Origin of the sequence: Streptomyces anthophorae (genome assembly GCF_049310305.1) — a bacterium.
Taxonomy (GTDB): domain Bacteria; phylum Actinomycetota; class Actinomycetes; order Streptomycetales; family Streptomycetaceae; genus Streptomyces.
Window position 1 is genome coordinate 7708659 of sequence record NZ_JBLWQQ010000001.1, and the last position, 14046, is coordinate 7722704.

Genomic DNA, 14046 nt, shown 5'->3' on the forward strand with positions numbered 1-14046 from the left:
GAGTTCGCTTGGTGAGCAAGGAGAAGAGATCGAAACGGGCGCGGCGCCTTCGGCCGGCCGCGCCACCCGTGATCAGCGGTGCGCTCTGCGTGCCATCCGTACCTCCCGCACGGCCCCCGTAGCAGCCCGGTGCGCCCCGGGCTCAGAGCAGGATACGGAGCGGGGTGGCGTCGCGTTCAACGAATCCGTGCGCTATCGCCGGCCCACGACACCGGGCCCCGACGCCGTCGACCCCCGCACGACCAGCTCCGGCATGAACACGAACTCCGTATGCGGCGCAGGCGTCCCACCGATCTCCTCCAGCACCGTGCGGACCGCCGCCTGGCCCATCGCCTGCACCGGCTTGCGGATCGTCGTGAGCGGCGGGTCCGTGAACGCGATGAGCGGGGAGTCGTCGAACCCGACCACCGAGATGTCGTCCGGCACCTCGAGGCCCCGCTGCCGGGCCGCCCGGATCGCGCCGAGCGCCATCATGTCGCTGGCGCACACGATCGCCGTGCAGCCCCGGTCCATCAGGTCGCAGGCCGCGGCCTGCCCGCCCTCCAGCGTGTAGAGGGAGTGCTGGACGAGTTCGCGCTCGACGTCGTCCGGACTGAGCTCGAACCGGTCCCGCATCGCCCGCACGAAGCCCTCGATCTTCCGCTGCACCGGCACGAACCGCTTCGGCCCGAGCGCCAGACCGATCCGCGTGTGGCCGAGCGAGCCGAGGTGGGTGACCGCCAGTTGCATGGCCGCGCGGTCGTCCGGCGAGATGAACGGCGCCCGCACCTGCGGCGAGAACCCGTCCACGAGCACGAACGGCACACCCTGCGCCCGCAGTTGCTCGTAGCGCCGCATGTCCGCGGTGGTGTCGGCGTGCAGCCCCGACACGTAGATGATGCCGGTGACACCCCGGTCGACGAGCATCTCCGTCAGCTCGTCCTCCGTCGAACCGCCGGGGGTCTGCGTCGCGAGGACCGGTGTGTAGCCCTGGCGCGTCAGGGCCTGGCCGATGACCTGGGCGAGCGCCGGGAAGATCGGGTTCTCCAGCTCGGGCGTGATCAGGCCGACCAGCCCCTCGCTGCGCCGGCGAAGGCGTACCGGCCGCTCGTAGCCGAGCACGTCGAGCGCGGCCAGGACGGACTGGCGGGTGGCCGCCGCGACCCCCGGCTTGCTGTTGAGGACCCTGCTCACCGTCGCCTCGCTCACCCCCGCCTGCGCCGCGATGTCGGCGAGGCGCGCGGTCGCGGGCGCGGCCGGGGCCGCCTTGCGGGCGGCCTGGGCGGGCAGCTGGGTCATCGCACTCCTTGTGGGGGCCAAGAGCTGGGGGAGCTGGGGCAGGAGTCCCGATGATCCCTGTGACGCTGCCCTGTGGCAAGAGCTTGCAGGACCTTGCAGCGCCACATAAGCCCATGTAACAGGTGATAACCACCCGCGCATTGGCGGAACTTGGAGGTCACGAACCCGTAACCTCCGGCCGTCTCTGCAAATTTTTTCAGCAAGGTCTTTCCTCCGGCTTGCAGCGCTGTTACGTTCACGTCGCCCAGTCGGGCCCAACCCTCTAGGAGATCTCATGCGGCGTGGCATAGCGGCCACCGCGGTGGTGGCGTCCCTCGCACTCGCGGCGACGGCCTGCGGCGGAAGTGACGACAGCGGTGACAAGGCGGGCCCGGTCACCATCACCTGGTGGGACACGTCGAACGGCACCAACGAGGCGCCCACCTACCGGGCGCTGGCCAAGGACTTCACCAAGGCCAACCCCGACATCAAGGTCAAGTACGTCAACGTGCCCTTCGACCAGGCGCAGAACAAGTTCGACACGGCGGCCGGCGCGAGCGGCGCCCCCGACGTGCTGCGCGCCGAGGTCGGCTGGACGCCGGCGTTCGCCAAGAAGAGCTACCTGCTGCCGCTCGACGGCACCGAGGCGCTCGCCGACAAGGACAAGTTCCAGGCGTCCCTCATCAAGCAGGCCCAGTTCGAGGGCAAGACGTACGGCGTCCCGCTGGTCACCGACACCCTCGCCTTCGTCTACAACAAGGCCCTCTTCAAGAAGGCCGGCATCACCGAGGCGCCCACCAGCTGGGACCAGCTGAAGAAGGACGCGGCCAAGGTCAAGGCCGAGACCGGCACCGACGGCTTCTGGGGCTCCACGGCCGGCTACTACGCCCAGCCGTTCCTGTTCGGCGAGAACACCGACACCGTCGACGCCGCCGGCAAGAAGATCACCATCGGGTCCGCCGAGGCCAAGAAGGGCCTCACCGCCTGGAAGGGCCTGTTCGACGGCAAGGGCCTGCACAAGGCCGACGCCACCGCGGACGCGTACGCGCACATCCAGGACGCGTTCGTGAACGGCAAGGTCGCCTCGACCATCCAGGGCCCGTGGGAGATCACGAACTTCTACAAGGGTTCGGCGTTCAAGGACAAGAAGAACCTGGGCATCGCCACCGTCCCGGCCGGCTCCGGCGGCAAGCCGGGCGCCCCGACGGGCGGCCACAACCTGTCCGTGTACGCGGGCTCGGACAAGGCCCACCAGGAGGCCTCCCTGAAGTTCGTGAAGTGGATGACGTCGGCGAAGACGCAGGAGCAGATCGCCCTGAAGAACTCGACGCTGCCCACCCGCGAGGACGCGTACACCGACAAGGTCACCGCCGACCCGGGCATCGCCGGCTACCAGCAGGTCCTGAACGCCGCCCGGCCCCGCCCCGAACTGCCCGAGTACAGCTCGCTGTGGACGCCGATGGACCAGGAACTGCCGAAGGTCGCCACCGGCAAGGAGTCCCTCGACCAGGGCGTGCGCGGACTGGAGACCTCGTTCGCCAAGCTGCTGCCCGGCTTCTCCAAGTGACCTGTTAGCACTGGCCGGCTCGCGCCCCCGGAGGGGGAGGGCGCGAGCCGGCACAGCCCTGCCGCAGCCCAACTCAGAAGGTGCCCCGCATGACCCTCGCCGTCGACCCACCGGCCAGCAAGACCCGCGAGCCGCGCCCGGGACCGCTCCGCCGCCTCAAGGACTCGTACCGCAAGCACTGGTACGCGTACGCGATGATCGCTCCGGTCGTCGTCGTCCTCGGCGTCCTCGTCGTCTACCCCCTGGTGCGCGGCTTCTATCTGACGCTCACCGACGCCAACAGCCTCAACTCGGCCCGCACCATCGGCGTCAACCAGATCGAGGCCACCTACAAGTTCATCGGCCTCGACAACTACGCCGACATCCTGTGGGGCCCCTCCGCCTACGACCGCTTCTGGTCGCACTTCGTGTGGACCATCGTGTGGACGGTGGCCTGTGTCGCCCTGCACTACGGGATCGGGCTCGGGCTCGCCCTGCTGCTCAACGAGAAGCTGCGCGGGCGTACCTTCTACCGGCTGATGCTCGTGCTGCCCTGGGCGGTGCCCACCTTCGTGACGGTCTTCTCCTGGCGGATCATGCTCGCCGACGGTGGTGTCATCAACCAGGTGCTCGGCACGCTCCACCTGCCCGAACCGTCCTGGCTCGAGGACCCGTTCTGGCAGCGGCTGACCGCGATCATGGTGAACACCTGGTGCGGTGTGCCGTTCATGATGATCTCGCTGCTCGGCGGACTCCAGTCCATCGACGCCTCGCTGTACGAGGCCGCCGAGATGGACGGCGCGACCGCCTGGCAGCGCTTCAGGCACGTCACCCTGCCGGGCCTGCGGCCGGTCAGTTCCACCGTGATCCTGCTCGGCGTCATCTGGACCTTCAACCAGTTCGCCATCATCTTCCTGCTGTTCGGCAACAACTCTCCGGACACCCAGATCCTCGTCAACTGGGCCTACTACCTCGGCTTCGGGCAACAGCCGCGCGACTACGCGCAGTCCGCCGCGTACGGCGTCGTGCTGCTCTCGATACTCGCCGTCTTCACCACCCTCTACCGCCGCTGGCTGGCCCGCAATGAGCAGCTCGCCCTCTGACGCCGCAGGAGCCACCATCATGAGCACCACCACCGTTGAACCCCCCGCGCAGCTGGAGCCGGAGAGCGCCGCTGCCGCCCGTCACCACAGCGGGGCCCGCCGCCGCGGCGAACGCGGCCCGCTGGCGCGCGCCCTCACCCATGGCACGCTGATCCTGGCGAGCCTGATCGCGCTGTTCCCGGTGGCGTGGCTGATCTACCTGTCCCTGGGCTCGGAGAAGAACGACTATCTGCACCCCGGCCGGATCCTCGACAGGATGACGCTCTCCAACTACGGCTTCGTGCTGGAGCACACCCAGTTCTTCAACTGGCTGAAGTCGACGCTCATCGTCGCCGGCGGCACCGCCCTCATCGGGGTCCTCTTCGCCGCCACCACCGGCTACGCCGTCTCCCGCATGCGCTTTCCCGGCTACAAGAAGCTGATGTGGGTGCTGCTGCTCACGCAGGCCTTCCCCATCGCGGTGCTCATCGTGCCGATGTACCAGATCCTTTCGGACCTGCACCTCGTCGACACCTACATCGGGCTCATCCTGATCTACTGCGGCACGGCCGTGCCGTACTGCACCTGGCTCCTCAAGGGCTACTTCGACACGATCCCGTTCGAGATCGACGAGGCCGGACGCGTCGACGGCCTGAGCCCGTTCGGCGCCTACATCCGGCTGATCCTGCCGCTGGCCCGGCCGGGTCTCGCGGTGGCCGCCTTCTACAGCTTCATCACCGCCTTCGGCGAGATCGCCTTCGCCACCACCTTCATGCTGGACGACTCCAAGTACACCTTCGCGGTCGGTCTGCAGAGCTTCATCAGCGAACACGACGCGCAGTGGAACTACATGGCGGCCACCGCGGTGTTGATCGCCGTCCCGGTCTCCGCCTTCTTCTACCTTGTCCAGAAGCACCTGGTCACCGGCCTGACCGCCGGCGGGACCAAGGGCTGAACCCGGCTACGCAGCAAGGACATCATGAGCCAGCACTCCACGGACCGGCCGGTGGCGGCCGCCACCACGACCCGCGAGACCACCGACTGGTGGCGGGACGCGGTCATCTACCAGGTCTATCCGCGCAGCTTCGCGGACAGCGACGGCGACGGCACCGGTGACCTCGAAGGCATCCGCCGGCACCTGCCGCATCTGCGCGAGTTGGGCGTCGACGCGGTGTGGCTGTCCCCGTTCTACGCCTCGCCGCAGGCCGACGGCGGCTACGACGTCGCCGACTACCGGGCCGTCGACCCCATGTACGGCACGCTGCTCGACGCGGACGCGGTGATCCGCGACGCGCACGCCCTCGACCTGCGGATCATCGTCGACCTGGTCCCCAACCACTCCTCCGACCAGCACGAGTGGTTCAAGCGGGCGGTCGCGGACGGCCCCGGATCGCCGCTGCGCGACCGCTACCACTTCCGCCCCGGCAAGGGTGCGGACGGCGAACTCCCGCCCAACGACTGGGAGTCGATCTTCGGCGGACCCGCCTGGACCCGGCTCCCCGACGGCGAGTGGTACCTGCACCTCTTCGCCCCCGAGCAGCCCGACCTCAACTGGGAGCACCCGGCGGTCGCCGACGAGTTCCGCTCCATCCTGCGCTTCTGGCTCGACATGGGCGTCGACGGCTTCCGCGTCGACGTCGCCCACGGCCTCGTCAAGGCGGAGGGCCTGCCGGACATCGGCGGGGGCGAGCAGCTGAAGCTCCTCGGCAACGACGTGATGCCGTTCTTCGACCAGGACGGCGTCCATGAGATCTACCGCTCGTGGCGCACGATCCTCGACGAGTACGACGGCGAGCGCATCTTCGTCGCGGAGGCGTGGACGCCGACCGTCGAGCGCACCGCGAACTACGTCCGCCCGGACGAGCTGCACCAGGCCTTCAACTTCCAGTACCTGGGCGCCCCGTGGGACGCCGAGGGCCTGCGCGACATCATCGACAGCTCGCTCGACGCGATGCGCCCGGTCGGTGCCCCGGCGACCTGGGTGCTCTCCAACCACGACGTCACCCGGCACGCCACCCGCTACGCCAACCCGCCCGGCGGAACCCAGATCCGCACCCCCGGCGACCGCGAACTCGGCCTGCGCCGGGCCCGCGCCGCCACCCTCCTGATGCTCGCCCTGCCCGGCTCGGCCTACCTCTACCAGGGCGAGGAGCTGGGCCTCCCCGACGTCACCGACCTCCCCGACGAGGTGCGCCAGGACCCCTCGTACTTCCGCGCCGAGGGACAGGACGGCTTCCGCGACGGCTGCCGGGTGCCGATCCCGTGGACCCGCACCGGACCCTCGTACGGCTTCGGCGACGGCGGCAGCTGGCTCCCGCAGCCCGACACCTGGGGCGAGCTGAGCGTCGAGGCGCAGACCGGCGACCCGGACTCGACCCTTGAGATGTACCGCTCGGCGCTCGCGCTGCGCCGCACCACCGCGGGCCTCGGCGCCGGCGACGGTGTGAAGTGGCACGGGGACGCCCCGCAGGGCGTGCTCCACTTCGAGCGCCCCGGCTTCGCCTGCACGGTCAACACGACGGGCGCGGCGGTACGCATCGCGGCGCCGGGCACGGTGCTGCTGGCCTCGGCGCCGGTGACGGTGGCCGACGGACACATCGACCTGCCCGCCGACACGACGGTGTGGTGGGAGATCGCCTGACACCTGCCACGGCACCAGGAAGGGGCGGCACCCGGCCGGGTGCCGCCCCTTCGGCATAGGCTCCCGCCGTGATGGCACAGGGGAGGGGCCGCCGGGCGCCGGGGGTGCGCCGGGCCGTGCGGGTCGCGGTGTGGGCGTTGGTGCTGCTCGCGTTCGCGCTGCCGCTGCGCCACGGGCTGGTGGCGACGCGTGCGTACGTCGACGGGTACTGGGCCTCGGCCTCGGAGGACAAGCCCGCGGACCCCGCCACGTACGACTGGACGGATCCGCGTTTCACCTGGAAGACACCACACGGCGAGACCGTGCACGGCGAGGTGCACGGTCTCGGTGAGAAGGGGTACTTCGACGAGGCGCCCGAACCGGGGGCCCGGTGGCACGCGCTCCGTATCTGGGTCTCCGCCTCCGGCTCGGCCCACGTCGACGAGGCGCCACCCGAGGCCGCGATGGTGTTCGGCTACGGTGCGGCGCTCGCCGTCGCGGGCGCGACCGCCTACGTCCTGTGGGCGGTGCGGCGCGCCCGCGACCCGCGCTGAGCGGCTACTTCGTGTGGAAGGCCACCGCGCCCTTCGCCGGTACCGTGAGCTCCGCCTTGCCGCCGGAGACGGTCACCGTTCCCTCGCCGACGACGTTGTCGTACGTGCCGTCGGCCAGGCTCGTCGTGTACGTGTGCGTGCTGGCCGACGACGAGTTGTTGATGGCGACGAAGCCGACGTCGCCGCGGCCGAAGCCGATCACGTTCGAGCCGGGCGACTGCCAGTCCGTCACCGCCTTGCCGGCCGCCGCGTTGTGCCAGCCCACCATTCCGGTGATCGCGGTGTCCCGGTCCAGGCAGGACCAGGCACCCGAGCAGTCGGTGCCGGTGACCATCCCGCTGCCGTCGTTCGGCGGCGCCTGGTCGCTCTTGTCGAACTTCCAGGCCGCGTAGACCGAGGGGCGCCCGTAGCCGCGCGCCAGCTGGAAGACGTTGGCGAGGGTGGCGGTCGCGCCGTCCTTGTAGCTGAGGGTGTCGCCGTTGCGCTCGGTGTCGTGGTTGGTGACGAAGGTGTTGGAGTTCGCCTCGTCGGCGAGGCCCCAACTGCTGCCGAAGGAGGACAGGTTGGCGATGTCGCCGCCGCCGAACTGCGACTTCATGGCGGACGCGTACGTGAAGTCGAGGACGTCACCGTTGCCGTAGTAGTCGCCCGTGGCCGGTGGTGCGCCCGGATACACCTCCTGGGTGATGTACGGGGCGTCGCCCGCGGTGGTGGTGTGCAGCGCGCCGACGATCGCCTTGAGGTCGCCGGTCTCGATGTGCTTCGCGGCGTCGACGCGGAAACCGTCGACGCCCAGGTCGATCTGCTTGTTGAGGAACCCGGCGATCTTCTCGCGGACCCCCGACTCCGACGTGTCCAGGTCTGGCATGCCGAGCAGCTCGCAGTGCTGGACCTCGTGCTGGTCCGACCAGTTGGAGATGGTCTTCGTGCAGTCGTCGCTGTCGGCCGGGTCGTAGTCCGGGGTGTCGTACTTGTTGGAGATGGTGGTGCCCGCGTAGCCGGTCCCGGGCTGCGCGGACGTGTGGTTGATGACCGCGTCCGTGTAGACCTCGATGCCGGCCGAATGGCAGGTGTCCACCATGGACTTGAAGTCGCTCGCGCTGCCGAAACGGCTGTCGAGCTTGTACGAGTACGGCTGGTAGACGTCCCACCAGTAGTAGTCGCCCTGCTTGAGGGACTCCTGGGGCGGAGCGACCTGGACGGCGCCGTAGCCCGCCGGGTCGAGGGTGTCGGTGCACTCCTTGGCGACCGAGGCCCAGTTCCACTGCCAGAGGTTGGCGATGACATCACCGTTGGGTGTGCCGGTGTCGGCGGCCGTCGCCGTCGGGGCGGGCAGGGACGCCATGCCGCCGAGGGTGAGGGCGCCGACGGCCATCGCGGTGGCCGTGCGGCGGCGCCTACGAGGGCCTTTGGGTGTGAGGGATCTGCTGTGCTGCATGTGCGGCTCCTGAATGTGGGGTTCTGGTGGCGCGTCGTGAGCGTGTGTCAGATGAGCGCCCCTCGTCAATGGGAAGCTGAAAATTCTTGCTACATCTTTCGCAACTCTTGCAGGCGCGTTCCGGCAGGCGTTACCGTCACGCGGCGGACCGGCCCCACCTCCCCACGCGCGCGGCCGGTCCGCCCCAACACACCGCATCCCGCGAGGAGTTCCCGACGTGAGCCGCAGTCCGATTCGCGTACCGCACAGACGCGCCGCCGCGTACACCGCGGCCGCCGCGCTCCTCGTGACGCTCGCCCAGCCGCCGGCGGCCCGCGCCGCCGCACCACCGGCGCCGCCCTCGGACGCGAAACTCGCGGCCGAGCCGGCCCGTCACGACCTCACGCGCGAGCAGTACTACTTCGTGCTCCCGGACCGCTTCGCCAACGGCGACACCGGCAACGACAAGGGCGGCCTGACCGGTTCACGCCTGGCGACCGGCTACGACCCGACGGACAAGGGCTTCTACCAGGGCGGCGACCTCAAGGGTCTGACGAACCGCCTCGACTACATCAAGGACCTCGGGACGACGGCCATCTGGCTCGCCCCGATCTTCAAGAACAAGCCGGTGCAGGGCGAGGGCAAGGACGCCTCGGCCGGCTACCACGGCTACTGGATCACCGACTTCACGCAGGTCGACCCGCACTTCGGGACCAACGCCGACCTCAAGAACCTGATCTCCAAGGCCCACGGCAAGGGCATGAAGGTCTTCTTCGACGTCATCACCAACCACACCGCCGACACGGTCGACTACGCCGAGAAGAAGTACGGCTACCGCCCCAAGGGCGCCTATCCGTACCTCGACACCGAGGGCCGCCCCTTCGACGACGCCAGGACGATGAAGAAGGTCGACACCGACTCCTTCCCGTACACGCCGAAGAACACGGGCGAGATGGTGCCGTCCTGGCTCAACGACCGCACGATGTACCACAACCGGGGCGACTCGACCTGGGAGGGCGAGTCCACCACCTACGGCGACTTCTCCGGCCTCGACGACCTGTGGACCGAACGCCCCGAGGTCGTCTCCGGCATGGAGAAGATCTACGAGAAGTGGGTGCGGGACTTCGCCGTCGACGGCTTCCGCATCGACACCACCAAGCACGTGAACATGGAGTTCTGGACGCAGTGGGCGACGGCGCTCGACACGTACGCCGCCGCGCACGGCCGCGAGGACTTCTTCATGTTCGGCGAGATCTACTCGGCCGACACCGACGTGACCTCCCCGTACGTCACCCGGGGCCGCCTCGACGCGACGCTCGACTTCCCCTTCCAGGACGCGGCCCGCGCCTACGCCTCGCAGGGCGCGAGCGCCGACAAGCTCGCCAAGGTCTTCGCCGACGACTACAAGTACGCCTCCGACAAGGCGAACGCGTACGAACAGGTCACCTTCCTCGGCAACCACGACATGGGCCGCATCGGCACGTTCCTGAAGGCCGACAACCCGAAGGCGTCCGACGCCGAACTCGTCCGGCGCGACAAGCTCGCCAACGAGCTGATGTTCCTCTCGCGCGGCAACCCCGTCGTCTACTACGGCGACGAGCAGGGCTTCACCGGCGCGGGCGGCGACAAGGACGCCCGGCAGACGATGTTCGGCTCGAAGGTCGCCGACTACCTCGACGACGACGAGCTGGGCACCGACCGCACGCACGCCGACGCCGCGTACGACACCAAGCACCCGCTGTTCACGTCCATCGCCGCACTGTCGAAGCTCCGCAAGGACAATCCGGCGCTCGCCGACGGAGCCCAGAAGGAGCTGTACGCGAAGGACTCGGTCTACGCCTTCTCGCGCACCGGCGAGGGCCGCGAGTACGTCGTCGCCGTCAACAACGCGAGCGAGGCGAAGACGGTCGAGCTGCCGGTGGAGTCGGCCACGTTCCGGACGCTGTACGGCGGTTCGGGCGTCGAGTCGGCGTCCGGCGGCCGCGTGAAGGTCACGGTGCCCGCCCTGTCCTCGCTCGTCCTGAGTGCCGATTCGAAGCTCCCCGCGCCGGCCGCGAGACCCACGCTGTCGCTGAAGGCCCCCGCCACCGGAGCCACCGGCACGGTCACCCTCTCCGCCGACCCCGGTGACACCGCCTCGGCCCGCGTCGTCTTCGCCGCGCAGACCGGCAACGGCACATGGCGCACGCTCGGCTCCGTCGACCACACCCCGTACAAGATCACGCAGCACATCCCCGAGACGGTGTCGGCCGGAACGCCTTTGCGGTACAAGGCAGTTGTGGTGGACCGCGCCGGACGCACCGCGAGTGCCCTCGCCGAGACGACGGCGGGCCAGGCGCCCGCGCCCGAGAAGCCGACGGCCGTGGACCGCGACTACGCCGTCGTCCACTACAAGCGCGCCGACGGGGACTACGACGGCTGGCGCCTCACGTCCGGTGACACCTCCGCCGAGTTCGCCGGCCGCGACGCCTACGGTGCCTTCGCCTGGGTGAAGGTCCCCGACGGCGCGAGCTCCGTGACCTACACGATCGACAAGTCCGGCACGGCCGACGGGCCGCGGCGCACCGTCGACCTCGGGAGGACCGGCGAGGTCTGGGTCGAGCAGGGCAAGGACGAGCAGGCCACGGCCAGGCCCGACGGCGCCTACCCGCCGCAGGACGCGAAGAAGGCCGTCATCCATGTGCACCGCCCCGACGGCGACTACGACGGCTGGGGTCTGCACACCTGGACCGGCGCCGCGAACCCGACCGACTGGTCGAAGCCGTTGCAGCCCACCGGCAAGGACGCCTACGGGCTGACCTTCGAGGTGCCGCTCGCCGACGGCGCGACCTCGCTGAGCTACATCCTCCACAAGGGCGACGAGAAGGACATCGCCACGGACCGCTCGCTCGACTTCGCCACGTACGGCAAGGAGGTGTGGCTGAACTCCGGTGACACCGACTACCTCCTCCCGTCCGTGGGTTCGGGCGCGGACCTCGACCTCGGGAAGGCCGAGGCGCAGTGGATCGACGCCGACACCGTCGTCTGGAAGGTGAAGGCCACCGCCGCCACCAGCCAGCAGCTGGTGTACGCGCCGGAGGGCGGCATCGGCGTGAAGGACGGGGCGCTGACCGACGAGGGGCGCTGGCTGCGGCTGAACCCTGGCACGCTCACCGACGCGCAGAAGACCAAATATCCGCACCTCAAGGACTATCCGGCGTTCACCGTCGACGCGCGCGACCGGGACCGGGTGCGCGACGCGCTGCGCGGCCAGCTGATCGCCACGCAGCGGGCGGCGAACGGGGCACTGCTCGCGGCGACCGGCGTGCAGACGGCGGGCGTCCTCGACGACACCTACGCGGACGCGGCGCGCAACGCGTCCCTCGGCCCGGTGTTCAAGAACGGCAAGGTCACCCTGTCGGTATGGGCGCCGACCGCCCGCGAGGTGTCCCTCGAACTCGGCGGGAAGGCGGTGAACATGCGTCGCGACGACGCGAGCGGCGTCTGGTCGGCGACCGGACCCACCGCCGCGTGGCGCGGCAAGGAGTACCGGTACGCCGTGCGGGTGTGGGCGCCCAGCGTCCACGAACTCGTCACCAACAAGGTCACCGACCCGTACTCCGTGGCGCTCACCGCGAACTCGGAGCGCAGCCTCGTCGTCGACCTCGGCGACAGGTCCCTCGCCCCGAAGGGCTGGTCGGGCCTGGCCAAGCCCAAGGCCGTGCCCATGAAGGACGCGCAGATCCAGGAACTTCACGTCCGGGACTTCTCGGTCGAGGACGGGACGACACCGGCGAAGGACCGCGGCACGTACAAGGCCTTCGGCGACAAGGACACCGACGGCTCGAAGCACCTGCGCGCGCTCGCGAAGTCCGGGACCTCCTACGTGCACCTGCTGCCGGCCTTCGACATCGCGACGATCCCCGAGAGGAGGTCCGAACAGGCAACGCCCGACTGCGAGTTGAAGGAAATGGCCCCCGACGGCGACAAGCAGCAGGAGTGCGTCGGCAAGGCCGCAGGCAAGGACGCCTACAACTGGGGCTACGACCCGTACCACTACACGGTCCCCGAGGGCTCGTACGCGAGCGACCCGGACGGCACCAAGCGCACCGTCGAGTTCCGCGACATGGTCAAGTCACTGAACGAGGACGGCCTGCGGGTCGTCATGGACGTCGTCTACAACCACACGGCGGCCGCAGGCCAGGACAAGACCTCCGTCCTGGACCAGGTGGTGCCCGGCTACTACCAGCGGCTCATGGCCGACGGCTCGGTGGCGAACTCCACCTGCTGCTCCAACACGGCGCCCGAGAACGCGATGATGGGCAAGCTGGTCGTCGACTCGATCGTGACCTGGGCCCGCGAGTACAAGGTCGACGGCTTCCGCTTCGACCTGATGGGACATCACCCGAAGGCCAACATCCTCGCGGTGCGCAAGGCCCTCGACGCGCTGACCCTGGAGAAGGACGGCGTCGACGGCAAGAAGATCATCCTCTACGGGGAGGGCTGGAACTTCGGCGAGGTCGCCGACGACGCCCGCTTCGAGCAGGCCACGCAGAAGAACATGGCGGGCACCGGCATCGCCACCTTCTCCGACCGGGCACGGGACGCGGTGCGCGGCGGCAGCCCCTTCGACGAGGACCCGGGCGTCCAGGGCTTCGCGTCCGGCCTCTACACCGACCCCAACTCCTCGAAGGCGAACGGCACATCGGCCGAGCAGAAGGCCCGGCTGCTGCACTACCAGGACCTCATCAAGGTGGGTCTTTCGGGGAATCTGGCGGCGTACGAGTTCACCGACACGGCGGGGAAGAAGGTGAAGGGTTCCGACGTCGACTACAACGGCGCGCCCGCCGGCTACGCGGACGCCCCCGGGGACGCCCTGGCCTACGCCGACGCGCACGACAACGAGTCCCTGTACGACACGCTGACGTACAAGCTGCCCGCGTCGACGAGCACGGCCGACCGCTCCCGCATGCAGGTCCTCGCGATGGCCACGGCCGCCCTCTCCCAGGGCCCGGCGCTCTCGCAGGCGGCCACCGATCTGCTGCGCTCGAAGTCCCTCGACCGCAACTCGTTCGACAGCGGCGACTGGTTCAACGCGATCCACTGGGACTGCCGCGCGGGCAACGGCTTCGGCCGCGGTCTGCCGATGGCCGCCGACAACAAGCCCAAGTGGCCTTATGCGAAGCCCCTGTTGGCCTCGGTCAAGGTGCCGGGCTGCGCGGAGATCGACGGGGCGTCGGCCGCGTACCAGGACCTCCTGAAGATCCGCACGACCGATGCGGCCTTCCGGCTGTCGACGTCGGCAGAGGTCCAGAAGTCCCTCTCCTTCCCGCTCTCCGGCAAGGACGAGACACCGGGCGTCATCACGATGCGGCTCGGCGACCTCGTGATCGTGTTCAACGCGACGCCGGAGCGGCAGAAGCAGACGGTCGGCGACGCGGCCGGGGAGGACTACCGGCTGCACCCGGTGCAGGCGGGCGGCGCGGACGACGCGGTGAAATCGGCGTCGTACGCGCAGGGCTCAGGGACCTTCACGGTCCCCGGGCGCACGGTCGCCGTGTTCAGTCGCGGGTGAGTGCCGGGCCGCCGCG

At 69.6% G+C, this 14046-nt stretch carries 8 protein-coding genes; 6 read left to right on the forward strand and 2 right to left on the reverse strand.

Annotated elements, in window-relative coordinates:
- Window positions 1-192: 192 nt before the first annotated feature.
- The gene (locus ACNYS0_RS35055) at window positions 193-1278 is read right to left on the reverse strand and encodes a LacI family DNA-binding transcriptional regulator (RefSeq protein WP_422479522.1); all 1086 of its coding nucleotides are present in this window, start codon (window positions 1276-1278) and stop codon (window positions 193-195) included.
- A 274-nt stretch (window positions 1279-1552) separates the two neighbouring features.
- Here ACNYS0_RS35055 and ACNYS0_RS35060 point away from each other — a divergent pair, with 274 nt between their 5' ends.
- From ACNYS0_RS35060 to ACNYS0_RS35080, 5 genes are all read left to right on the forward strand, one after another.
- A complete protein-coding gene (locus ACNYS0_RS35060; protein WP_422479524.1) occupies window positions 1553-2824 on the forward strand; it encodes an extracellular solute-binding protein in 1272 nt (423 codons plus the stop codon).
- Window positions 2825-2913: 89 nt separating this feature from the next.
- Window positions 2914-3906, forward strand: a complete 993-nt coding sequence (locus ACNYS0_RS35065; protein ID WP_422479526.1) for a carbohydrate ABC transporter permease — start codon at window positions 2914-2916, stop codon at window positions 3904-3906.
- A 19-nt stretch (window positions 3907-3925) separates the two neighbouring features.
- Entirely contained in the window at window positions 3926-4840 is a 915-nt protein-coding gene (locus ACNYS0_RS35070; protein ID WP_422479528.1) for a sugar ABC transporter permease, read from the forward strand.
- Between the two features lie 24 nt (window positions 4841-4864).
- Window positions 4865-6526: a glycoside hydrolase family 13 protein gene (locus ACNYS0_RS35075; RefSeq protein WP_422479530.1), complete on the forward strand. Its 1662-nt coding sequence runs from the start codon at window positions 4865-4867 to the stop codon at window positions 6524-6526.
- Between the two features lie 71 nt (window positions 6527-6597).
- Window positions 6598-7059, forward strand: coding sequence for a hypothetical protein (locus ACNYS0_RS35080; RefSeq protein WP_422479532.1), 462 nt, complete (start codon window positions 6598-6600; stop codon window positions 7057-7059).
- A 4-nt stretch (window positions 7060-7063) separates the two neighbouring features.
- Here the strand turns inward: ACNYS0_RS35080 and ACNYS0_RS35085 are convergent, their stop codons facing one another.
- The gene (locus tag ACNYS0_RS35085; RefSeq protein ID WP_422479534.1) at window positions 7064-8497 is read right to left on the reverse strand and encodes an alpha-amylase; all 1434 of its coding nucleotides are present in this window, start codon (window positions 8495-8497) and stop codon (window positions 7064-7066) included.
- Between the two features lie 217 nt (window positions 8498-8714).
- On the opposite strand from ACNYS0_RS35085, the gene pulA reads away from it, so the two are divergent.
- Window positions 8715-14030, forward strand: coding sequence for a pullulanase-type alpha-1,6-glucosidase (gene pulA, locus ACNYS0_RS35090; protein WP_422479536.1), 5316 nt, complete (start codon window positions 8715-8717; stop codon window positions 14028-14030).
- Window positions 14031-14046 lie beyond the last annotated feature (16 nt).